This window comes from Pseudactinotalea terrae (assembly GCF_009733845.1).
GTDB lineage: Bacteria > Actinomycetota > Actinomycetes > Actinomycetales > Beutenbergiaceae > Pseudactinotalea > Pseudactinotalea terrae.
In genome coordinates this window covers 1-22,235 of record NZ_WNXZ01000013.1, presented here as the reverse complement: position 1 = coordinate 22,235, position 22,235 = coordinate 1, and the positions used below count along the sequence as shown (strand labels likewise).

19 protein-coding genes are annotated in these 22,235 nt (G+C 70.9%); 14 read left to right on the top strand and 5 right to left on the bottom strand.

The features are described 5' to 3' along the window. From GPA03_RS22375 to GPA03_RS22350, 6 genes are all read left to right on the top strand, one after another. On the top strand, nt 1-611 hold a 611-nt coding region (locus GPA03_RS22375), incomplete at its 5' end, for a carbohydrate ABC transporter permease (protein ID WP_156254269.1). A gap of 58 nt (nt 612-669) precedes the next feature. Next, nucleotides 670-2,298 carry a type 2 periplasmic-binding domain-containing protein gene (locus tag GPA03_RS22370; RefSeq protein WP_156254268.1) on the top strand — a complete coding sequence of 543 codons (1,629 nt, stop codon included), beginning with the start codon at nt 670-672 and terminating at the stop codon, nt 2,296-2,298. A 61-nt stretch (nt 2,299-2,359) separates the two neighbouring features. Then, nucleotides 2,360-3,067: a polysaccharide deacetylase family protein gene (locus tag GPA03_RS22365; protein ID WP_156254267.1), complete on the top strand. Its 708-nt coding sequence runs from the start codon at nt 2,360-2,362 to the stop codon at nt 3,065-3,067. A gap of 115 nt (nt 3,068-3,182) precedes the next feature. Continuing rightward, nucleotides 3,183-5,093, top strand: coding sequence for a heparinase II/III domain-containing protein (locus tag GPA03_RS22360; protein WP_162458473.1), 1,911 nt, complete (start codon nt 3,183-3,185; stop codon nt 5,091-5,093). After that, nucleotides 5,090-6,562, top strand: coding sequence for a hypothetical protein (locus tag GPA03_RS22355; RefSeq protein WP_156254265.1), 1,473 nt, complete (start codon nt 5,090-5,092; stop codon nt 6,560-6,562). The genes GPA03_RS22360 and GPA03_RS22355 overlap by 4 nt, the downstream gene beginning before the upstream one ends. A 3-nt stretch (nt 6,563-6,565) precedes the next feature. Continuing rightward, nucleotides 6,566-9,136: a family 78 glycoside hydrolase catalytic domain gene (locus tag GPA03_RS22350; protein ID WP_156254264.1), complete on the top strand. Its 2,571-nt coding sequence runs from the start codon at nt 6,566-6,568 to the stop codon at nt 9,134-9,136. A gap of 27 nt (nt 9,137-9,163) precedes the next feature. Here the strand turns inward: GPA03_RS22350 and GPA03_RS22345 are convergent, their stop codons facing one another. Then, complete coding sequence (locus GPA03_RS22345) at nt 9,164-10,129, bottom strand: cation:proton antiporter domain-containing protein (RefSeq protein ID WP_241681448.1); 966 nt, start codon at nt 10,127-10,129, stop codon at nt 9,164-9,166. A gap of 441 nt (nt 10,130-10,570) precedes the next feature. Between GPA03_RS22345 and GPA03_RS22340 the strand changes: the two genes are divergently transcribed. From GPA03_RS22340 to GPA03_RS22305, 8 genes are all read left to right on the top strand, one after another. Further along, nucleotides 10,571-12,109 (top strand): sodium-dependent transporter, encoded by a 1,539-nt coding sequence (locus GPA03_RS22340; RefSeq protein ID WP_156254263.1) that lies wholly within the window; start codon nt 10,571-10,573, stop codon nt 12,107-12,109. Beyond that, entirely contained in the window at nt 12,106-12,231 is a 126-nt protein-coding gene (locus tag GPA03_RS22335; protein WP_156254262.1) for a methionine/alanine import family NSS transporter small subunit, read from the top strand. Before GPA03_RS22340 ends, GPA03_RS22335 begins: the two co-directional genes overlap by 4 nt. A gap of 34 nt (nt 12,232-12,265) precedes the next feature. Continuing rightward, entirely contained in the window at nt 12,266-13,327 is a 1,062-nt protein-coding gene (gene mgrA / locus GPA03_RS22330) for an L-glyceraldehyde 3-phosphate reductase (RefSeq protein WP_156254261.1), read from the top strand. A gap of 193 nt (nt 13,328-13,520) precedes the next feature. Further along, entirely contained in the window at nt 13,521-14,924 is a 1,404-nt protein-coding gene (locus GPA03_RS22325; protein WP_156254260.1) for an extracellular solute-binding protein, read from the top strand. A gap of 1 nt (nt 14,925) precedes the next feature. Continuing rightward, nucleotides 14,926-15,918: a carbohydrate ABC transporter permease gene (locus GPA03_RS22320; protein WP_241681447.1), complete on the top strand. Its 993-nt coding sequence runs from the start codon at nt 14,926-14,928 to the stop codon at nt 15,916-15,918. Continuing rightward, a complete protein-coding gene (locus GPA03_RS22315) occupies nt 15,915-16,769 on the top strand; it encodes a carbohydrate ABC transporter permease (RefSeq protein ID WP_206673687.1) in 855 nt (284 codons plus the stop codon). The genes GPA03_RS22320 and GPA03_RS22315 overlap by 4 nt, the downstream gene beginning before the upstream one ends. Further along, a complete protein-coding gene (locus tag GPA03_RS22310) occupies nt 16,769-17,872 on the top strand; it encodes an ABC transporter ATP-binding protein (protein ID WP_156254259.1) in 1,104 nt (367 codons plus the stop codon). Before GPA03_RS22315 ends, GPA03_RS22310 begins: the two co-directional genes overlap by 1 nt. Continuing rightward, on the top strand, nt 17,869-19,146 hold the full coding sequence (locus GPA03_RS22305; protein WP_206673686.1) for a CehA/McbA family metallohydrolase: 1,278 nt from the start codon (nt 17,869-17,871) through the stop codon (nt 19,144-19,146). The genes GPA03_RS22310 and GPA03_RS22305 overlap by 4 nt, the downstream gene beginning before the upstream one ends. A 35-nt stretch (nt 19,147-19,181) precedes the next feature. Here the strand turns inward: GPA03_RS22305 and GPA03_RS22300 are convergent, their stop codons facing one another. The 4 genes from GPA03_RS22300 to GPA03_RS22285 form a co-directional block, all read right to left on the bottom strand. Next, entirely contained in the window at nt 19,182-19,604 is a 423-nt protein-coding gene (locus GPA03_RS22300; protein ID WP_156254258.1) for an arsenate reductase ArsC, read from the bottom strand. Between the two features lie 14 nt (nt 19,605-19,618). Then, a complete protein-coding gene (locus tag GPA03_RS22295; RefSeq protein ID WP_156254257.1) occupies nt 19,619-20,635 on the bottom strand; it encodes a metalloregulator ArsR/SmtB family transcription factor in 1,017 nt (338 codons plus the stop codon). Next, nucleotides 20,632-21,750 (bottom strand): ACR3 family arsenite efflux transporter, encoded by a 1,119-nt coding sequence (gene arsB / locus GPA03_RS22290; protein ID WP_277755270.1) that lies wholly within the window; start codon nt 21,748-21,750, stop codon nt 20,632-20,634. Before arsB ends, GPA03_RS22295 begins: the two co-directional genes overlap by 4 nt. Further along, nucleotides 21,747-22,235, bottom strand: a 489-nt coding sequence (locus GPA03_RS22285) for an NAD(P)/FAD-dependent oxidoreductase (RefSeq protein WP_162458472.1), incomplete at its 5' end; no start/stop codon positions are given. The genes arsB and GPA03_RS22285, both read right to left, overlap by 4 nt.

The following is a 22,235-nucleotide window of genomic DNA, read 5'->3' as shown; positions in this document are numbered from 1 at the left end:
GCCTGACCCTGACCGCGATGCTGGGCTGGGCCCTCTCACGCCGCCACACCATCGGCAACCGACCCCTGCTGCTGCTCGTACTCATCAGCCTGCTGTTCAACCCCGGCATCATCCCCAGCTACCTCGTCGTCCAACAACTCGGCCTGCTCGACACCCTCTGGGCCATCATCATCCCCACCTCGGTCTCAGCATTCAACGTCATCGTGGTCCGCGCCTTCTTCGTCGGCCTCCCCCAAGAAGTCATGGACTCCGCCCGCATCGACGGCGCCGGCGAATGGCAACTCTTCTGGCACATGGGCCTACCCCTAGCCCGCCCCGTGCTGGCCGTCGTCGGCCTCTTCTACGGCGTCGGCTACTGGAACGCCTTCTTCAACGCCATGCTCTACCTCTCCGACTCCGCCCTATGGCCACTGCAACTCGTCCTGCGCACCTACGTCGTGGACGGCACCCAACTCGGAGCCCAAGAACTCGGCGCCGAAACCACCCTCCCACCCCAAACCACCATCCAGATGGCCATCCTCGTCATCTCCATCATCCCCATCCTCATCATCTACCCCTTCCTACAACGCCACTTCGCCAAAGGCATGCTCACCGGCGCCGTCAAAGGCTGACCCCACCCCCACCCGGGTCGCACAGCCGCGCCCGGAACCATCACCAAGGAGGAATCACGTGTCAGGAATTCGGATCGCTCGCCGCCGCCTGCTGCAGAGCACGCTCGCCCTCGGTGGCCTGGCCGCCCTCGGCGGCACGCTCTCGGCATGCAGCAACGAGGGCCGTGGTGACGGAGGCTCGCAGGCCGAGAACGACGCCGTCGCGCTGCCCACCTTCATCCCTTATCCCGGCTTCACTCCCGATCTGCCCGGCGAGAACGGCGTCACCGACACGATGCTGACCTATCCGGCGAACCCGGAGCCCGTCACGGACGGTCCTCCTGGAGACGGGAAGGACTTCGGCGCGTTCGCGCTCACCAACACCCCGGTCCCGCCCTCGATGGACCAGAACGCGTTCTGGCAGGAGCTCAACAAGCGCCTCGGTGCCACGATGTCGGTCTCACTGGTTCCCAGCGGGGACTACACCGACCGGTTCCAGACCACGGTCGCAGGCGACCGGCTGCCGGATCTGTTCACGTACTGGCCCAAGGGCATCCCGGGGCTGCCCTCGCTGCTGCGGGAGCGTGCCGCCGACCTCACCGACCTGCTCAGCGGCGACGCGATCGAGAACTACCCGTTCCTGGCCGCGATCCCCACGGACAGCTGGCGCTCGACCGTCTACGGCGGGCGCATCTACGGCGTGCCGATCGCGCGGGCCGCGCAGAGCAGTGTGGTGCTCTACGGCCGTTTCGACCTGCTGGGCGATCTGGGCATCGACCCCGACCCCGGCTCCTGGGACGAGATGCGGAGCATGTTCGCCGAGGTGAGCTCGACGAACACCTGGGCCCTGGCGAACGTGCCGATGCAGGTCATCCGGCAGTCCTTCGGCATCCCGAACGGCTGGTCGGTGGACGACGGCGGCAGCTGGACCAGCGCGAACGAGCACGAGGCTCAGCTGGACGCGCTCGAGGCGGGTCGCAAGCTCGTCGAGGACGGCCTGGTGCACCCTGACACGACCTCCGCGGACAACCAGCAGCGACAGTCATGGGCCGTCGCCGGCACCACCTGGTTCCTGGAGGACACCTTCAGCGCACGGCCGGCATTCACCAACATGACCAGCGAGGCGGTCGACCTCGACGTCGTGCTGCCGCCGCTCGCCGAGGGCGGCGGCATGGCGCCGATCTGGCTCGCCGCTCCCACGCACAACGTCACCGGGATCAGCCTGAAGTCTGCGGACCGTGCCGAGGCCCTGCTCGACGTGCTCAACTGGCTGGCCGCACCGTTCGGGAGCGCCGAGCACCTCTTCAAGATCTACGGCATCGAGGGCGTGCACCACGATCTCGTCGACGGCGAGCCCGTGCTCAACGACAAGGGCAGGAGCGAGACCAAGCTCGGGATCGACTACCTCGCCCAGGGCCCGTTCGTCTCCTACCTGCCCGGGCACGCCGACGTCGCCCAGTCGATGTACGACGTCCAGGTCGAGGCGATCCCGACGGCGATCGCGAACCCGGCCGCCACGCTCTTCAGCGAGACCGAGTCGCGCAAGGGCTCGCAGATCAACGAGGCGCTCTCCGACATCGGCGTCGACATCCTGCAGGGCCGCAAGCCGGTCTCGGCATGGACCGACGCGGTCGCCACCTGGAAGAAGGACGGCGGCGACGCCATGCGCGACGAGTTCGAGCAGGCCTACGCCGAGAACGAGGGCTGAACCGGCGCGACCGGCCGGTGCGGATCTCGCGTCCGCACCGGACCGGCCGCCGTCCACCACCATGACGGCACCCCTGCTCCTGATGACCTTCGACGACCGAGCCGTCGACACCTGGTTCGCGCACCGCGGTGTGCTCGAGGACGCCGGCGCCCACGTCACGTTCTTCGTCTCGTGGGCCGACGAGCTCACCGACGAGGAGACCGACCAGCTGCTCGTGCTCCAGCAGCACGGTCACACGGTGGCGAGCCACGGCCTGCGCCACCGTGACGCTCTCGCTGACGTGGCCGACCACGGCCTGCGGGCCTATCTCGAGAGGGAGATCGTGCCGTCGGTCCAGGCCCTGCAGGAGCGCGGTCTGGGGCATCGCGACTTCGCCTACCCCCTCGGACGGCACGATGACGCCGTCGACGACGAGCTGCTCGAGCACTTCTCGTGGCTGCGTGCGACGTCGCCGCGGCACGCGGACGCACGCGCCTCCCGGGTGCTGATCGACCTCGACGCGGGCCTGCGGGTGCTGCCGTCACGGGGCGTCGACGTCGGGCGACGCGGCGTCGCCCACCCCGACGACCGCCAGACTCTGCTGAGCCTGCTCGACGAGGCGGCGCGCAGCGGGCTCAGCGTGTGCCTGTATGCCCACGACATCCTCGAGTGGGACCAGGGGCTCGCCCGGGGCACCAACTTCATCACGCCTGCACAGCTCCGCCAGGTGCTGCAGGCTGCCACGGAGCGCGGGCTGTCCGCGGTCGGGACCGGGGTGCTCCCCGACTGAGCCACACCCGGGCGCGACCCGTTGCGAGAACCCACGACCACGAGACCCACCCGCGGACGGACGACCTGCTCGGCCGCGGCCACGAACGCCGAACGATCAAGGACCACGGATCACCATGTCTTCCCGACCCACGCCCGCCTCCGAGGCCATCGCGCCGAGCGTCGTCCCGGACTGGGACAGGGCACGCACGCGCGTCACGCAGCTCGGCTGGGCCGCCGACACCCTCGACGCCGTGCGCCAGGACTTCGAGCACTGGCGCCGTCATCTGCACCTGCCTGGGCCCGAGGGTGCGAGCGCCTGGACCCACCACTACTTCTGCGACGACGACGGCGCCCCGCTGACGTTCGACCCTGACAGTCCGCTCGTGCATCGCTGCTCCTCGTGCGATCGGCCCTACACCGGCGAACCGTGGGACGGCGCCTGGCGTACCCGGATGCACAACGTGGCGGCCAGCCAGTCGGTACGTGCGGCGGTGCTGGCACGACTCGCCGACGACCAGGAGACCCGGACGGCCGCGATCGCCGTCCTCACCGAGATCATCACCCACTACGCAACGAGCTACGAGGCGTACGAGCTGCACGGTGTCAACGTCGGCAAGGGTCGTGTGACACCGCAGAACCTCGACGAGTCGGTCTTCACGATCGGGCTGCTGCGCTCCGTGCGCTGGGCGGGACCGCTGCTGCCCGAGCCGGTGCGGGAGGCCGCGCGCGCGCTCGCCACCCAGGTGGCTGCCGTGCTGGAGCCGCAGCTCGGGATGATCCACAACATCCACTGCTGGATCGTGGCCGCGCTCGCCGAGTGCGCCGTCGCCACCGACGAGGTCGACCTGCTCGCCACGGTGACCCACGGGCCCTTCGGTGCTCGGCAACAGCTGCTCGAGGGGATGCACCCCGAAGGCCTCTGGTTCGAGGTCAACCCCCACTACCACTTCTACACCGTGAACGCCCTGCTGTCGTTCGTCGAGGCCGCCGGCCCGATCGCGTTGGCCGGCGAGCCGGCTGCCCGGCTGCTGCGCGCGGTGGAGGCGCCCGCCGAGCTGGCCTACTCCGACGGCAGGATCCCTGCCTACGGCGACGGCTGGCCGGACAGCTTCCTCGGGACGTTCGCCCAGACGGCGGAGGTCGCCTCCGCCCTGCTGCCGGGTGCAGGCCCGGCGCTCGCGGCTCGTTATGCGGATGAGCGGCCCGCGCACGTACAGGTCTGGTTCGGTGCCAACCACGTCGATGGGACCTCGCCGACGCGGACGGGCCGCTACAGCGTCGGTGCGCTGGTCTTCGGCGCCGACGACCTGCCGAACGTGGACGACGGCACCCCGCTCACCTCCTTCGTGTGGGAGGGTCCGGGGATCGGGATGCTGCGCAGACCGCCCACCCGGGTCGCGATGCGCTTCGGCCCCGACGCCGGCTGGCACGACCACCACGACAAGCTGGCCGTCGACGTCGAGTGCGGCCAGTGGCGCAGCCTGGACCTCGGGACCAGCGGCTACGGCGCGGACATCACGGTCTGGATGCGCTCGCAGGTCGCTCACAACGTGCTGGTGGTCGAGGATGCGCCGCAACCCCGGCACGCAGGTGAGCTGGTCCACGCCGACGACCGCTCGCTGGTGGCCCGCAGTGCGTGGAACGGGGCCGAGGTCAGCCGCAGCCTGCAGCTCACGGACTCGGGCTGGACCGACGAGATGGAGGTCGTGTGCGAGCCGGGGACCCCGCTGGAGTGGCTGTTCCACGGCGACGGCGCGATTGTCGCCGCGACCGGGGCCGAGCTCGACCTGCCCGACGACGACCTCGGGCACGGCTGGCTCACCCAGGTGCGGTCGCTGTCCGCGCACGAAGGGGAGGTGACCGTGACGTGGGACCATCCGGACGCCCCGCGCCTGCGCATCGAGCTGCCGCCAGGATGGGCCGCGTACCGCGCGGACGCTCCCGCGAACCCGTCCGGTCTGCCGCTCGGGCTGGTCGCGGCACGTGGCCCCGCAGGCACGACGACCACCATCCGGGCGACGTTCTCACGCGGGGTGACGGCATGAACGCCGTGCACCGGCCGACCGCGATGCTCGCGAGCGCGTCGATGGCGGTGCTCGACCGGTGGTGGGACCCGAGCACGCACCTGGTCACCGACCCGCTCTGGGGGCAGAGCCCGCGGCGTGCCCGCGTGCGCGAGACCGGCTTGTACGCCCTCGGGCTGCTCGCCCGCGGCGGTCCGGGCGACCTCGACCGCGCGCGGCAGGCGCTCGAGGCGGTGCTGGCGCACCAGCTCGACCAGCCGGGCGCGCCCTGGCACGGCACCTGGCTGCGGTTCCCCCACGAGCCCGCCCTGAACCACACCTCCCTCGCGTGGCGCGACTACGACCCCAACTGGCGCGAGTTCATCGGCTGCACGCTGCTGCTCGTGGTCATGGGGTGGGAGGACCAGCTGCCGGGCGAGCTCGTCGGACGGCTCGACCGCGCCCTCGACCTCGCGGTGGCCGGCAGCCTCGCACGCGGTGTCTCCCCGCACTACTCCAACATCGCCCTGATGGCGGCGTTCCTCCAGCACGCCGTCGGGAAGCGGCAGGGCGATGCCGCGACCGACACCGCCGGCGTCGAGCTGATGCAGGCGGTGCTCGACCTGTTCGAGTCCCACGGCGCCTTCGAGGAGTACAACTCGCCGACCTACTACGGGGTGGACCTCTACGCGCTCGCCCTCTGGCGCCGCCACGGGTCGAACCCGGGCACGGTGGCGCGGGCTCGCACCGTGGAGCTGGCCCTCTGGCGCGACATCGCCGCCCACCACCATGCCGGTCTGCAGAACCTCGCCGGGCCCTACGACCGTTCCTACGGCATGGACCTCGGCGACTACTCGGGCGCCCTCGGGCTCTGGCTGTGGCTCGCGCAGGGGCGCCAGGGCGGGGTGTATCCCGCTCTCGACCGACCCCACCAGCATCAGTGGGACCTCGGGCTCGGACCGTCGGTGGCCCTGCTCGGCCTGCCCGAGCTGCCGGCGGAGGTGCGCGCCGAGCTCGACTCGTTCAGCGGTCCGCGCACGGTCGAGCAGCCGATCGACGGGCGCAGGGTCGCCCGGAGCGTGCTCGAGGAGAACCTCATGGTCGGTGCCGAGCACGTGGGCGGTGACCGCGGGAGCCTGCACGACCAGTTCCATCCGCTGACGGCGCACTGGCGCCTGGCCGACGGCGTGGGTTGGCTGCGGCTGGTCAGCGCGCTCACCATCGACGTCACGGCGAAGCGAGCGGGGACCGACGCCGTCGATGTGGCTCTGCAGCGGGCCAACGGAGGCGACCTCGCCTTCCAGGTGCGCGCCGACGGGCTCGACCCGGCTGCCCTGACGGCGCAGCGGTGGGAGCTCCCCGGGCTGAGCGTCGCCGTCGACGGTGTGGGCGAGCTGGTCCGTGTCGAGGCCGCCCCCGACGGCACCTGGTGGTTGCGGTACCGGTCGACGGGTGGCCCCGGCGGAGCCGAGCTGGCGCTGCGCCACCGCCCGGCGGACCCACTCGGCTGACACATGAGCAGCACCGCCGCGACGCGGCCGACAGCACTGATGGCCGACCTGCAGTCGGTGCCGGTCGGCGTCGACGTCACGCAGCCACGGTTCTCCTGGGTCGTGCCACGCCTGGGCGACGGGATGCAGGTGCGCTTCCGCATCCAGGTGGCCGGTTCCCCCGGCTCCTTCCGCACGCCGGTGTGGGACAGCGGCGAGGTCGCCTCGCCGTCGTCGACGGCCGTCCGCTACACCGGTCCGCGACTGGCGGCATCGACGCCGTACTGGTGGCGGGTGCGGGTCGAGACGTCGCTGCCCGGGGACTGGGCGGAGCCGGCGCGCTTCATCACGGCGGCCGCGCGCTGGGGCGGGGCGGCGATCTGGGGGCCTGTCGCCGTCGAGCCTGCAGGCAAGGCGAGCCCGTGGGTGCTGCTGCGGACCGAGCTCGAGCTCCCGTCCGCACCGGTGCTGGCGGCGTTCGTCGAGGCCGCCGGGACCTCACCCGAAGGGGGCCCACGTGCGGAGGGCGGCCCGCTGGGCGGTCGGCAGTACGTCTACAAGCTGTGGCTCAACGGCGAGGTCGCGGGGCGGGGAAGCGTGCGCGGCTCCGATGAGCGCGTGCGGTCTCACACCCATGACGTGACCGCGCTGCTCCGGCCGGGCCGGAACGCGCTGGCGGCGCTGTGCTGGGCCGAGCACGGCCGTCAGCTGATCGGGCGCCTGGTGGCGGTCCTCGTCGACGGCACCCGGATCGAGGTGCCCACCTCCACGCGGTGGAGGTGCCTGCCCGGTGGCGGGCTCCTGCCCGGCACGGCCGACATCGGCGGTGGCTGGTACCGCGCGCCCCGCGAGGACTGGGACCTGCGGCACGAGCCGGTGGGATGGACCGAGCCCGGGTTCGATGACAGCGACTGGCCGCCCGCGCAGGCCCGCGAGACGCCGGCGGGTCCCGCGCCCGCGGTCGTCAACATCGAGCAGCACGTCGGTGAGGTCGCGTCGGCACGCCGGCAGTCGCCCGGCCGGTGGTTCATCGATCTCGGGCGGGAGATCGTCGGCGGTCTGCGCCTGGAGGTCGACGGTCTCGCGGGCGCGCGTGTGCACGTGCGGCTCGGCGAGGAGCTGGAGGGCGGCCGGGTGCGGTACCGGATGCGCACCTCCAACACCTACGAGGACACGTGGACCCTGCGGGAGGGGCCGCAGATGGTCGAGCACTGGGGGTATCGGGCGTTCCGCTACGTCGAGCTCGAGACCGACCCGGTGCTCGACCTGGCGCGTGCGGTGCGGCCGCTGGTGCTGCGGTCGGCGCACGTCGGCGGTGGTGCGTTCCGCTCCTCCGACCCGGATCTCGACCGTGTGTGGGAGCTGTGCCGGTACACGATCGAGGCCACCTCGCTCGATCTCTACGTCGACACCCCCGCCAGGGAGCGTGGCCCCTACGAGGGTGACGCCTACGTCAACCAGCTGTCCCAGTACGCCGTCGAGCCCAGCTATGCGCTCGCGCGGTACTCGGGCGAGTACCTCACCCGCCGGTCGACCTGGCCCTCGGAGTACCACCTGATGCCGGTGCTGATCGCGTGGCAGGACTACCTCGAGACCGGTGACGACCGGCAGCTGCGCACCGACGTCGAGCACTGGGAGCGGCTCGGCTACGACCGGTACCTCGGTGAGGACGACCTGGTCCACAAGGACCCGACGCCGGACGACGGCGGCTTCGGCACCGACCTGGTGGACTGGCCGGCGGCCTACCGCGACGGGTACGAGCTCACCGAGGTGAACACGGTGCTCAACGCGTTCCAGGCCGCTGCGTCCGCGACGCTCGCCCAGATCGCCGAGACGCTCGGCCGGCCACGTGACGCAACGCGCCACCGCGAGCGCGCCGACCGGATCCGGGCAGCCGTCAACACGTTGCTGCTCGACCGGGCCGGCTACCGCGACGGACTCCACTCGAGCCATCGCGCCCAGCACGCGACCGCGGTGCCCGTCGCGCTCGGGGTGGCGCCGGCGGACCGGCTCGGCGAGCTGGGCGACCTGCTCGCACGCGACGGCATGCGCATGAGCGTGTACGGCGCGCAGTTCCTGCTGGAGGCGCTGTGCCGCGCGGGCCGCACCGACCATGCGGTTGCGCTGATGACCGCAACCGGGCCGAACAGCTGGGTGAACCTGATCGACCGCCTCGGCGCCACGATCGTCCCGGAGGCGTGGGACCCGGCACGCAAGCCCAACATGACGTTCTCGCACGCCTGGGGGTCCGCGCCGGTCAACATCGTCGCGCGGTGGATCCTGGGCGTCCGGGTCGAGTCACCCGGGGCCGCACAGATCGTGGTCGAACCTCGGCCGGGGCCGCTGGCACGCATGCGCGGCACCGTGCCGACGATCCGCGGGCCGGTGGTCGTCGCCTACGACCGGGCAGCCGGGTTCCTGCAGGTGACGGTCCCGCCGAACGTCCTCGCACGGCTGGCGCTGTCCCGAGGGGAGCTCGGCCTCCCCGAGGATGCCGCCGTCCACGCCCCGCACGGCTCCGTGATCACCGAGACGGCCGAGCTGATCGAGCTCACCGGTGTCCGCGCGGGCGAGGTGCGGGTCTGTCGGGCGTGAGCGCCGGCCGGGGTCAGGAGCAGCCCCTCACGAGGCGTCGAGGCGACGCATGATGGGTGTCGCGCTGACGCCGTGCACCATCACCGACAAGGCGATCGTGAAGCCGACCGTGGCCCACAGCTGAGGCAGCTGCGCGAAGCTCGCCTCGCCGGCGGCGTAGGCCAGGTAGTAGATCGACCCGATCCCACGGACCCCGAAGAACCCGATCGCCAGGCGCTCGCGCCCGGTCAGCGCCCGATCGCCCTCCTGCACGCGGCCCCGCTGCACGAACAGCGCGAGCGACGCGAGAGCGGGGCGTATCAGGAACACCAGGGCCACCCCGATCGCGACGCCCGCGGGCGTCAGCTCGGCCAGCAGTCCGTTGGTGAACGAGACCCCCAGGAGCAGCAGCACCATCAGCGTGAGCAGCTGCTCCAGACGTTCGATGACCGCGTGCATCTGCTGGTGGTACTCGTGCCCGCGCTCGGTGGCACGCAGCGTCAACGCCGCCACGAAGACGGAGAGGAATCCATACCCTTGCGCAACCTGACCGACGCCGTAGGCGAGCAGCAGCGCCGCGACCGCCAGCAGCGGCTTGCCGCGCTCTGCGACCCGCAGCTCTGCCACGTTCGAACGGAAGGCGGCCCGACCCAGCAGCCACCCCAGGAGCAGTCCGGCCACAGCCCCGATGGCGATCTTCCCCAGCAGGTAGAAGCCGATCCAGGGCCCGACGACATCTGCCAGCGCGGTGGGGGCAGCCAGCAGGATGGCGAGGTAGACGAAGGGAAACGCCATCGAGTCGTTGAGACCGGCTTCAGATGTCAGCGCGAAGCGGACCTCGTCGGACTCGTCGATGTCGCCGGTGCTGGCGCTCGGCTGCCCCGGACCCTCGACCTGCACGTCTCCGGCGAGTACCGGATCGGTTGGTGCGAGGACAGCCCCGAGCAGGATCGCTGCCGGTAGCGCCAACCCCAGCCACCACCAGCCGAGCAGCGCGACAGCCGCGATGCACAACGGCATCGTGATGGCGAGCAGGCGCCAGGTCGCGGACCACCGCCGCCAGGTGGATGGGCGCCGCAGGCTGATCGGGCGGTCCAGCGCGAGCCCGACCCCATCAGCGCGACGATGACCGCGAGCTCGGTCAGGTGCTCGGTGACGGAGTCGTGCACCAGCGGCGAGAACTGCTCGTCGTCCGCGAGCGGGAGGAGCCCGATCAGGCAACCGACCGCGAGCAGCACCACCGGTGCGGATAGCGCGGCACGCCGCAGCACCAGCGGAAGCACGATCGCGATCAGCAGCGCCGCGCCGAAGACGAGATACGCGACATCTGCGCTCATGGCGCTGCTCTGCTCACGGGGCTGTTCTATCTGCCCCGACGGTCCGAGCAACCCGAACGGTGGTCCGGGCAGCGCCCGCAGCGCTAGCGTGGCGACACCCGATCAGGACGGAGTGCCGATGACCACGACGACCGAAGCCGAGAAGCGGAGGGGCGCGTTCTCCTCCCGGACCGTGTTCATCCTCGCCGCGATCGGCTCCGCCGTGGGCCTGGGGAACATCTGGCGCTTCCCGTATGTCGCCTACGAGGGCGGCGGCGGGGCGTTCATCGTCCCGTACATCGTCGCCCTGCTCGTGGCCGGGCTGCCGTTCCTGCTGATGGACTACGCCCTCGGGCACCGCTACCGCGGCTCGGCACCGCTGGCGTTCGCGCGTCTGCGCCGCTGGACGGAGGGCATCGGCTGGTGGCAGGTCGCGATCTGTGTCGCGATCGCCGTCTACTACGCCGCCGTGGTGGCGTGGTCGATCCGCTACACGGGTTTCTCGCTGACACAGGCGTGGGGCGACGACCCGGAGTCGTTCCTCATGAACGACTTCCTGCAGCGCGCGGAGGGCGTGTCCTTCACCGTGGTGCCCGGCGTGCTGGTGCCGCTGGCGCTGGTCTGGGTCGTGACGATCGCCATCATGGCGTTCGGTGTGCAGAAGGGCGTCGGCGCCACCGCCGTGGTGTTCATCCCGGTGCTGCTGGTGGCGTTCACCGCACTCGTGGTGCAGGCGCTGCTGCTGCCGGGCGCGGTCGAGGGTCTGGACGCCCTGTTCACACCGCAGTGGGCGGCGCTGCTCGAGCCCGGGGTGTGGGGTGCAGCCTTCGGTCAGATCTTCTTCTCGCTGTCGGTGGGCTTCGGGATCATGATCACCTACAGCTCCTACGTGGGCCGCAAGACCGACATGACAGGGTCCGGCCTGGTCGTGGGGTTGTCGAACTCGGGCTTCGAGCTCCTCGCCGGCATCGGCGTCTTCGCGGCGCTCGGCTTCTTGGCGCAGGCGAACGGCGTGCAGGTCACCGAGGTCGTGGCCAGCGGCATCGGACTGGCGTTCGTGGTGTTCCCGGCGATCATCAGTGAAGCGCCGGCCGGTGCACTGATCGGCGTGCTGTTCTTCGGTTCCCTGGTGCTGGCGGGCATCACCTCGCTGGTGAGCATCCTGGAGGTGGTGATCTCCGCCGTCCGGGACAAGTTCGAGCTCACCCGGATTCGGGCGACCCTGCTCGTCACCGTGCCTGCTGCGCTGGTCAGCGTCGCGTTCTTCTCGACCGCCAGCGGTCTGAGCGTGCTCGACATCGTGGACCACTTCGTCAACCAGTACGGGATCCTGCTGGTCGCGGTGATCAGCACGCTCGCGGTGGCCTGGGGCGTGCGCGCGCTCCCGGGCCTCGCCGCCCACCTCAACCGGTCCGGCTCGGTCCGGCTCGGGCGGTGGTGGTATGTGCTCGTGGGCGGGGTGATCCCCGTGGCGTTGACCTTCGTGCTGGTGCAGCAGCTGATCACCGACCTGCGCACGCCGTACGAGGGCTACCCGATGTGGATGCTCGCCGTGTTCGGCTGGGGGGTGGCGGTCGCCGCGATCCTCTTCGGCCTGCTGGCGGGGCGCAGTCGATGGAAGGCGGGCACCGCCGTCGAGAACTTCGAAGCCGAGCACGACCGGGAGGATGCAGCATGAGCGGCGCAGCGGTGGTCATGATGGTCGTGTCGATCCTCATCGTGTGGGGTGGGCTCGCGGCCGCGATCGTCAACCTGAGGCGCGGCAACGGTCCGGGGCCGGACATTCACCGCGACCTGTAACCGGGCGGCGCCCGCGGGGCCGAGAATGGGGTTCATGCCTCTCGCACCCCGGTACCTGGCCGACGACGCCCGCTACGGATCGATGACCTACCGCCGCACCGGCCGCTCCGGGCTCGACCTGCCCGCGCTGTCGCTCGGTCTGTGGCACAACTTCGGCGACGTGTCCTCGTTCGAGACCCAGCGCGGGATCCTGCGCCGGGCGTTCGACCTGGGGATCACGCACGTCGACCTCGCGAACAACTACGGCCCGCCCCACGGCTCCGCGGAGGAGAACTTCGGGCGCCACCTGGCCAAGGACCTGGCGCCGTACCGCGACGAGCTCGTCATCTCCACCAAAGCCGGGTACGAGATGTGGCCCGGCCCGTACGGCGACCACGGCTCGCGCAAGTACCTGCTGTCCTCGCTCGAGCAGTCGCTGGGCCGCATGGGTCTCGACCACGTGGACGTCTTCTACCACCACCGGCCCGACCCCTCCACGCCGCTGGAGGAGACGATGGGTGCGCTCGCCTCCGCGGTGCAGCAGGGCAAGGCCACGTACGTGGGGGTCTCCAACTACTCGCCGTCGCGCACTCGTCAGGCGGCCCGGGTGCTCGCCGACCTCGGTGTGCCGCTGCTCATCCACCAGCCGAGCTACTCGATGTTCAACCGCCATGTCGAGATTGCTGAGCGCGACGACGCCTACGACGGCGCCCAGAGCGCGTCGTTGCTCGACGTCGTCGGGGAGCTGGGCATCGGGATGATCGTGTTCTCGCCACTGGCTCAGGGTCTGCTGACCGGCCGATACCTGGGTGGGTCGGCCCCGGAGGGCTCACGTGCCGCGCGCAGCGACTCGCCGTTCCTGTCGTCCTCGAACCTCAGCGAGACCTACCTGGAGCGCGCGCGGGCGCTGAACGCGATCGCGGAGGGCCGCGGGCAGAGCCTCGCGCAGCTCGCGCTGTCGTGGGTGCTGCGCGACCAGCGTGTGACGTCGGCGCTCATCGGTGCCTCATCGGTGGCTCAGCTCGAGGACAACGTGGCCGCCCTCGCCGCGCCGCCGCTCACCGCCGAGGAGCTGGCCGCCATCGAGCCGCATGCCGTGGACGGCACCGGCCGGTGACGGCACGCAGGGCGAACGCCTGTCACGTGCGACGCCTCGCGGCCGTCGGAAGAGATCCGACATGCTGTTCACCGGGGGGCTACTCGTGCGTGGCCAGACTGGCCTAGTGTGAGGATGTCGTGACAAACGACCGTGCACGGTGGGCCGGCCCGAACCTGGCACCGCGCACCGACGACGACGTCCGAGGAGAATCATGGTCACCCGCAGGCGAATCCTGACCGCCACGCTCGCATCCGTCACCACCCTCAGCCTCGTAGCCGCGTGCGGCTCGGGCGAGGGCGAGGGGGAGGGCGACGGCGGTGCCGTCACCCTGACGATCACGGCCAACGCGATCTCGGGCGGCAAGAACGCCGCCGAGGCCGACTGGATCCGCGACTGGGTGATCCCTGAGTTCGAGGCGGCGCAGGCCGAGGCCGGGAACGACGTCACCGTCGAGTTCCTCGAGGAGGGTGTCGACGACGAGGACTACAAGACCAAGATCGCGCTCGACCTGCAGTCCGGCGAGGGTGCCGACATCATCGGCATCGACGGCATCTGGGTCGGCGAGTTCGCCGAGGCCGGCTACATCGCCCCGCTGAGCGAGGTCGGTGGCGACGCCGTCGAGAGCTGGGAGGGCTGGGACCAGATGTCGGAGGCCGTGCAGTCCGCGATGTCCTTCGAGGACCAGCGCTACGGCGTCCCGCAGGGGGCCGACGGCCGGGTGCTCTACTACAACAAGGAGCTGTTCGCGCAGGCGGGTCTGCCGGAGGATTGGCAACCGACCAGCTGGGACGAGGTCCTCGAGGCTGCCCGCTCGCTGTCCAGCCTGGACGGCGTGGTCCCGATCCAGCTGAACGCCGGCACCGCGATGGGTGAGGCCACGACGATGCAGGGCCTGCTGCCCGTGCTGGCCGGCACCGGCCAGGAGGTCTACTCCGAGGGCATGTGGAACGGTGACACGCAGGGCCTGCGGGACGCGCTCGGCCTGTACGCCACGATCTACGGCGAGGAGCTCGGCGACCCGATCCTCCAGCAGGAGGCCGCAGGCCGCGACAACTCCTTCGCGCAGTTCGCAGCAGGCGAGATCGGCATCCTCCTGGAGGGCGACTACTTCTGGCGCTCGGTCATCAACCCCGACGAGAGCATCGGCACCGCCCCGATGGCGAACCGCGACGAGGTTGTCGGCTACACCCTGATCCCGGCCCAGAGCCCCGGCAGCGGCGTCGAGGGCCGCGACTTCGTCTCGATGGGTGGCGGCACCGGCCGCGTCCTCAACCCGAACTCGGAGCACCCCGAGCTGGCGTGGGAGCTGCTGGCGTTCATGAACTCCGCCGAGGCCTACACCGAGCGGGTGGCCGGCACCGTGTCGATCACTCCTCGCGACGACGTCAACGCCGAGGTGCTCGCCAGCGACCCGATGCTCACCTTCGTGAGCGAGAACGTGCTCCCGATCAACAGCTATCGGCCGGGCCTGGCGGAGTACCCCCAGGTGTCGGTGGCGCTGCAGGAGGCCACGGCCGCCGTCGTCGACGGCACCTCGCCCGAGGATGCCGCAGCCGCCTACGAGGAGGCGCTGATAGGCATCGTCGGCGAGGAGAACGTGGCAGCGGGCAGCTGACTTGACGTCCACACCGGCATCGGCGGGGGGCGGATCGGCCCCCCGCCGCCGCAATCGGCGAAGCGCGGTCGACGACGTCGCCGGGCTCGGTCTGCTCGGTGCGGGCGCGTTCGTGGCACCTGCGCTCGCGCTGATCGGGCTGTTCCTGGTGTTCCCGGCGCTGTGGACGATCTATCTCGGGATGACCGACTACCGGCTCACCGGGCTGCAGGCGGTCGACCCCAGCTTCGTCGGTCTCGACAACTACGGGCGGATCCTCGGCGACCCCGCGTTCTGGCGCTCGCTGCGCCTGACGCTGGTGTTCGTGCTGGTCTCGGGCATCATCGGGCAGTCGCTGCTCGGGTTCGCGATCGCGTGGGCGCTGCGGCGGCTGACCGGCTGGCTCAAGTCGCTCATCGAGACGCTCGTGCTCGCGGCGTGGGTGATCCCGGCGTCGGTGTCGTCGTTCCTGTGGATCGCACTGCTCGACCGCCGCGGCGGGACGCTCAACGAGATCCTCGGGACCGAGGGCACCGCGTGGCTGATCGAGCACCCGATGGCCGCGATCATCATCTTCAACGTCTGGGTCGGCACCGCGTTCTCGATGCTGCTGTTCTCGTCGGCGCTCGCGGCCGTGCCGCCGTCACAGCTGGAGAGCGCGCGGATGGCGGGCGCGGGCGGCTGGCAGCAGCTGCGCGACGTGGTCATCCCGAACATCCGCGGGCACATCCTCACGAACACGCTGCTGATCACGTTGTGGACGTTCAACACCTTCACGCCCTACCTCGTGACCGCGGGTGGACCGAACGGCGCCTCGGAGATCCTGGCGGTCTACATCTACAACACCGCGATCCCCGGTGGGCAGCTCGGCGTCGGCGCCGCGATCTCGCTGATCATGCTGCTCATCAACCTGGTGATCGCGCTCGGCTACCTGCGGGTGGGCCGTGCGCGGCAGGCCAAGCCTGCCGACGCCACCGCGGCGGAGACCGCCGGTGGGGTGGTGAAGCCCTCATGAGTGAGATGCCTGCGCGGCTGGCCGCGACCCCCCGGGTGCGGCACTTCGTCTCGCGCGTGCTGATGGTGATCGGGCTGGCGCTGGTGGTCGTGTTCTTCGGGCTGCCGCTGCTCTGGTTGGTGACCGCCCCGTTCGACTCGGTGCCCACGCTCGCGGTCTCGTGGCCCGAGTGGACGCTGTCGAGCTTCGCAGCGATCGGCGAGAACCGGTACGCCGTGGGGTCGTTCGTGAACTCGGCGATCATCGGGGTCGGGACCTGCGCCGTCGTGCTCGTCCTGGGAGCGTTCGCCTCCTACGCGTTGTCTCGCGTGCGGATCCCCGGTCGCGACGGGCTGCTCTACGCGCTGCTGCTGCTGTCCTCCATCGTGACCGGCACGGCGGCCATGGTGCCCACGTTCCAGCTGGTCAACCTGCTGGGACTGATCGACACGCACCTCGCGGTGGTGCTGGTGATCTCGGGCGGCACGTTGCCCACGGTCATCTTCATCCTCAAGGACTTCATGGACTCGATCCCGAAGTCGTACGAGGAGTCGGCACGGCTCTACGGGGCGCGGCCCTGGCAGATCCTGCGCGACGTCGTGGTGCCGATCTCCCGCCCGGGGCTGGCGTTCGTGGCGGTGTGGACGCTCGTGCAGGTGTGGGGCAACTTCCTCGTGCCGTACCTGCTGATCCGCCGCACCGAGCAGCAGCCCGCGGCGGTGCTGATGTACACGTTCTACACGGAGTCGGGGCAGGCGGACCTGCGGCTGCTGTCGGCGTTCGCGCTGATCTTCTCCATCCCGATCATCGTCATGTACTTCCTCGTCAACCGACGGTACGGATTCCGGTTCCACGGAGGGATCAAGAGCTGATGGCCGCCATCACCACGCAGGCACTCGTCAAGGAGTACCCCGGTGGGGTGCGGGGGGTCGACGGCGTCGACATCACGATCGCCGACGGCGAGTTCTTCGCCCTCCTCGGCCCCTCCGGGTGCGGCAAGACCACGCTGCTGCGCTCGATCGCCGGGCTCGAGGCGATCACCGAGGGGCAGCTGCACATCGGCGACCGTGACGTGACCCGGCTGGAGCCCGGTCAGCGCAACGTGGCCATGGTGTTCCAGGACTATGCGCTGTTCCCGCACATGGACGTGGCCGACAACATCGCCTACCCGCTCAAGATCCGCCGCCAAGGCCGATCGGCACGGCGCGGGGTGGCGGCCGAGGTGGGTGACGGCCTGTCGCTGACCGGTCTGATGGAACGCCGGCCAGGGCAGCTCTCGGGCGGTCAGCAGCAGCGGGTGGCGCTGGCTCGCGCGGTCGCCACCCGGCCGGACGTGCTGCTGCTGGACGAGCCGCTCTCCAACCTCGACGCCCGGTTGCGGCTCGAGGCGCGCACCTTCCTCAAGGAGCTGCAGCGCGACCTCGCGATCACGACCGTGTTCGTCACGCACGACCAGGCGGAAGCCCTGGCGCTCGCCGACCGCATCGCCGTGATGAGCGCCGGGAAGCTGTTGCAGGTCGGCACCCCACGCGAGGTGTTCGCGAAGCCCGCGACGACGTTCGTGGCCGGGTTCATCGGATCGACGCCGATGAACCTGCTCCCCGGGCGGGTCGAGGGCAGCCGCGTGCGGTTCGGGTCGGCTGACGTCCCTGTGCCGCCGGATGCCGTGGGCATGGTCGACGACGGCGCGGAGGTCGTGTGGGGTGCGCGCCCGGAGTACCTCGGCTGGAGCACGACGGCGGTCGAGGACGGCGTCGAGGCCGAGGTCACGGTCGTGGAGAACCTCGGCGCCTCGGTGCTCGTCACGGCTGCCGTGGGCACGGACCGGCTGCAGCTCGTGCTCGACGAGGACCACGAGCCGGAGCCCGGCGCGCGCGGCTGGGTGACAGCTCGGGCGCACCGCACGCTGCTGTTCGACGCCGAATCCGGGCAGCGACTGGATGCTGGGGCCGGCGTTCCGGCGGTGGCGCCGTGACGCAGGTGGTGCGGAGGCGGCTGACCCTGGGCGACCAGGCGGAGACCCGTTACCTGCCGGTGCCGTTCGACGTCCCGCCTGGTGCACCCTCGCTCGAGGTGCGGCTGTCCTACGACACGAGCACCGCCGTCGTCGACCTCGGTTGTGAGGGGCCCGAGGGGTGGCGAGGGTGGTCGGGAGGCGCGCGATCGCGGTTCGCGATCTTCGCGGAGGCCGCCACGCCGGGGTACGTGCCCGGCGCGCCCGAGGCGGGCACGTGGCACGTGGTGCTCGGGCTGCACCAGCTGCCGGCCGAGGGTGTCGAGGTGGTCGTGGAGATCGACGTGCCGGCGGCAGGTCCGGTCGAGATCGATCCGGTGGCGCCCGTGCTCGAGGTGCCGCGGGGGTCGGCGCGGGCACTGCCGGCACCTCGCGGGTTGACCTGGTTCGCTGGGGACTTCCACGCGCACACGTTGCACTCGGACGGGTCGGAGAGCATCGACCAGCTCGCCGCCCGGGCGGTGTCGAGCGGGCTGGACTTCGTCGCGGTGACCGACCACAACACGGTCAGCCACCATGCGCACTTGCCCGGAGTGGGGTCGCGGCACGGGGTGTCCCTGCTGCCCGGCCAGGAGGTCACGACGGCGCACGGGCACGCGAACGCGTTCGGCGACATCGGGTGGATCGACTTCCGGCGGCCCGGTCAGGACTGGGTGGACGATGTCGCCGCCCGTGGCGGGGTGCTCTCGGTCAATCACGCGGTGGACGGCGACTGCTCGTGGCAGTTCCCGCTGGAGCGGCTGCCGGCGGCGCTCGAGCTCTGGCACATCAGCTGGTACCGCGACCTGACGGCGACCTTCCCGTGGGCGCTATGGGCGCGCTGGGGCGGGATCTCACCGACGCCCGTGACGCCGATCGGCGGCAGCGACTTCCATCGGCCGGGTGCCTACACGCTGGGGATGCCGACGACGTGGGTGTGCGCCGAGGACAGCTCGCCCGAGGCGATCCTCGCCGGTGTGGCGGCCGGGCGGACCGCGATCTCGGTCGGGGCGCGTGAGACACCGTCGGGGCCCGTGGTCGACCCGTTGACCACGCCGCTGCTGCTGCGACCGGACGCGTCCGCGGGAGCCGACGGCGAGCTGCTCGTGGTCGGTGCCGACGGTGCGGTGCTCTCCGACGCTGACGGCCGCCGGCGGGTGCTGGACGGCGAGCGGGTGAGCGTCCCGGCGTCGTGGGGGCGCAGCCCGTTCCACGTGGTCGATGGGCAGCGGCGGATCCTGGCGTTGAGTCTCTGAGGCGCGATGCCGTCAGATGCCGCAGTGACGCGGCATCAGACCGGCTGCACGCCGAGCTGGTCGAGCAGGGCGAGGACTCGGGTGCGGATCTCGTCGCGGATGGGTCGCACGGCGTCGATGTCCTGGCCTGCCGGGTCGTCGAGCTTCCAGTCCTCGTAGCGCTTGCCGGGGAACACCGGGCAGACGTCACCGCAGCCCATGGTGATCACGACGTCCGACTCCCTGACGGCATCGACGGTGAGGATCTTGGGTTGTTCGGCGGTGATGTCGATCCCGACCTCGGCCATCGCGGCGACGGCGACGGGGTTGATCTGGTCGGCCGGTTCCGAGCCGGCCGAGCGCACCTCGACGCGGCCGCCGGAGAGGTCGCGCAGGAACCCCGCGGCCATCTGGGAGCGGCCGGCGTTGTGCACGCACACGAACAGCGCGGAGGGGGTGTGGTCGGCGGGAAGGGTCATGGTGGTCTCCTGAGTCAGCGGGTGGATAGGTCGAGGTCGGGCAGCAGGTCGGCGAGCAGCACCCGAACGCGTGCGTCGAGCTCCGCGCGGATCGCTGCCACCCCGGCGGGTGAGGCCAGCGCGGGGTCTCCGATGACCCAGTCCTCGTAGCGCTTGCCCGGCAGCACGGGGCAGACGTCGCCGCATCCCATGGTGACGATGACATCGGCTGCGCGGACCGCGTCGTCGGTCAGCGGCTTGGGGAAGGCGGCATCGCCGGGGACACCGAGGGCGGCGAGCTCGGGGCGCACGACCGGATGGACCTGGTCGGCCGGGGTGGAGCCGGCGGATCGGACGATCACGCGGTCGCCGGCGTAGTGCTGGACCAGGGCGGCGGCCAGCTGGGAGCGGCCTGCGTTGGCCACGCAGAGAAAGAGGATCTGCGGGATCTCAGGGGCGGGATCGCGGGTCAGGTCCTCCAGGCGTTGCTTCGCGAACCGTTCGGCGAGGGTGAGCAGGTGCCCGGACAGGTGGGCGGAGCGCGCCAGCGCGGTGTAGGACTCCCGCACGGTCCGCACCACGATGGCGCGGTCGAGGCCTGGGTGACGGGAGGCGAGTTCGTCGGCGATCCGGTCCAGGGCGCCGTCGGCGTCGGACGGGCCTGTCAACGGACCCGGCGCGGGGGCGGCCAGGGTCGCGGGTGCGAACGTGTCCAGCAAGGTCGAGACCGCGCGGCGATACTCGGGGGCCACCCGGTACCAGACCCACGTGCCTCGACGTTCGGAGGTGAGGATGCCTGCTTCGCGCAGCAGCTTGAGGTGGTGGGAGACCGTCGGCTGCGAGACCTCGGTGAGGCCGGCGAGGTCGCACACGCACGCCTCGCCGGTGGCCGAGGTCGCGACGTAGGAGAGCATCCGCAGGCGCAGCGGGTCCGCCAGAGCTTTCAGGGCTGCGGTGACCGTGTCGGCGACGGCTGGTCCGATCGCGTGCGCCTCGGCACTGACGCAGTCCTCCTCGCGGCCTGTCGTGTCGGTCAACGGAGTGGTTGTCATGACCTCACCTCACTCATCGGAGCTGATCGGTGCTCGGGCTGTGCGCTTGCGCGGGGGTCGACGCCGAACCAGCGCCGCCCCGCCCACAAGGAGACGTAGACGAGGCCGACCAGCACGGGAACCTCGATCAGGGGGCCGACGACGCCGGCGAGGGCTTGCCCGGAGGTCGCCCCGAACGTGGCGATCGCGACGGCGATCGCCAGCTCGAAGTTGTTCCCGGCAGCCGTGAAGGCGAGCGTGGTCGACCGCGCGTAGCCGAGGCGAAGCACGCGGCCGGCGATCATCCCCACACCCCACATCAGCGCGAAGTACACCAGCAGCGGCACCGCGATCCGGGCGACGTCCAGCGGCCTGGTGGTGACCGCCTCGCCTTGCAGGGCGAACAGCAGCACGATCGTGAACAGCAATCCGTACAGCGCCCATGGGCCGACTCGGGGCAGGAATCGCGTCTCGTACCAGGTCCGGCCGCGTCGTCGTTCCCCGATCCAGCGGGAGGTGAAGCCGGCGAGCAGCGGGATGCCCAGGAACACCAGCACGTTGAGAGCGATCTGCCCGACCGAGACATTCAGACCAGCGGTGTCGAGCCCGAGCCACGCCGGCAGCACGGTCAGGTAGAACCAGCCCAGCAGTGAGAACGCGATGACCTGGAAGACCGAGTTGATGGCGACGAGCACCGCGGCCGCTTCCCGATCTCCGCACGCCAGGTCGTTCCAGATGACCACCATCGCGATGCACCGCGCGAGGCCCACGATGATCAGACCGGTGCGGTACTCCGGCAGGTCCGGAAGGAAGATCCACGCCAGCGCGAACATCAGCGCCGGCCCGACGAGCCAGTTGAGCACCAGCGACGAGAGCAGCAGCTTGCGATCACCGGTGACGGCAGCGACTCGGTCGTACCGGACCTTGGCCAGCACCGGGTACATCATGACGAGCAGCCCCAGCGCGATCGGCGCCGAGACCCCACCGATCTCGAGCCGTGCCAGCACCTCCGAGAGCCCCGGCACGAAGCGCCCCATCAGCACACCCACGACCATGGCCAGGCCGATCCACAGCGGCAGCAGCCGGTCCAGCGAGGACAGCCGGGGTTGCGCCCGGTCAGCGACAGCAGCGCTCACGCGAGCGCCCCTGCCCGGTCGGCCTCGGCGGGTTGGGCGGCGTCGAGGGCGGCGAGGTAGCGTTCGGCGTCCAGGGCTGCGGCGCAGCCGGTGCCGGCGGCGGTGATGGCTTGCCGGTAGTGGTGGTCGACGACGTCGCCGCAGGCGAACACGCCGGCCAGGTTGGTCTGGGTGGTGGGGTGGGCCACGGTGACGTAGCCCTCGGGGCCGAGGTCCACCTGCCCGTGGAGCAGCTCGGTGCGGGGCAGGTGCCCGATCGCGACGAACAGGCCTTCGGCGGGCTGCTCCCGGGTCTGCCCGGTGACGGTGTCGCGCAGCGTGACCGACTCGACCTTGTTCTCACCGGTGATGCCGACGACCTCGGAGTTCCACGCAAAGCTGATCTTGGGGTCGGCCAGCGCCCGGTCGGCCATGATCTTGGAGGCACGCAGCTCCTCGCGGCGGTGCACGATCGTCACGGTCTTACCGAACCGGGTCAAGAACAG

Excerpts from the sequence above, each read along its gene's own strand:
- GPA03_RS22300 (WP_156254258.1), bottom strand. The coding sequence starts at position 19,604 with ATGACCCTTCCCGCCGACCACACCCCCTCCGCGCTGTTCGTGTGCGTG.
- mgrA (WP_156254261.1), top strand. The coding sequence starts at position 12,266 with ATGCCTCTCGCACCCCGGTACCTGGCCGACGACGCCCGCTACGGATCG.
- GPA03_RS22315 (WP_206673687.1), top strand. The coding sequence starts at position 15,915 with ATGAGTGAGATGCCTGCGCGGCTGGCCGCGACCCCCCGGGTGCGGCAC.
- GPA03_RS22360 (WP_162458473.1), top strand. The coding sequence starts at position 3,183 with ATGTCTTCCCGACCCACGCCCGCCTCCGAGGCCATCGCGCCGAGCGTC.
- GPA03_RS22365 (WP_156254267.1), top strand. The coding sequence starts at position 2,360 with ATGACGGCACCCCTGCTCCTGATGACCTTCGACGACCGAGCCGTCGAC.
- GPA03_RS22340 (WP_156254263.1), top strand. The coding sequence starts at position 10,571 with ATGACCACGACGACCGAAGCCGAGAAGCGGAGGGGCGCGTTCTCCTCC.
- GPA03_RS22335 (WP_156254262.1), top strand. The coding sequence starts at position 12,106 with ATGAGCGGCGCAGCGGTGGTCATGATGGTCGTGTCGATCCTCATCGTG.
- GPA03_RS22325 (WP_156254260.1), top strand. The coding sequence starts at position 13,521 with ATGGTCACCCGCAGGCGAATCCTGACCGCCACGCTCGCATCCGTCACC.
- GPA03_RS22350 (WP_156254264.1), top strand. The coding sequence starts at position 6,566 with ATGAGCAGCACCGCCGCGACGCGGCCGACAGCACTGATGGCCGACCTG.
- GPA03_RS22355 (WP_156254265.1), top strand. The coding sequence starts at position 5,090 with ATGAACGCCGTGCACCGGCCGACCGCGATGCTCGCGAGCGCGTCGATG.
- GPA03_RS22310 (WP_156254259.1), top strand. The coding sequence starts at position 16,769 with ATGGCCGCCATCACCACGCAGGCACTCGTCAAGGAGTACCCCGGTGGG.
- GPA03_RS22295 (WP_156254257.1), bottom strand. The coding sequence starts at position 20,635 with ATGACAACCACTCCGTTGACCGACACGACAGGCCGCGAGGAGGACTGC.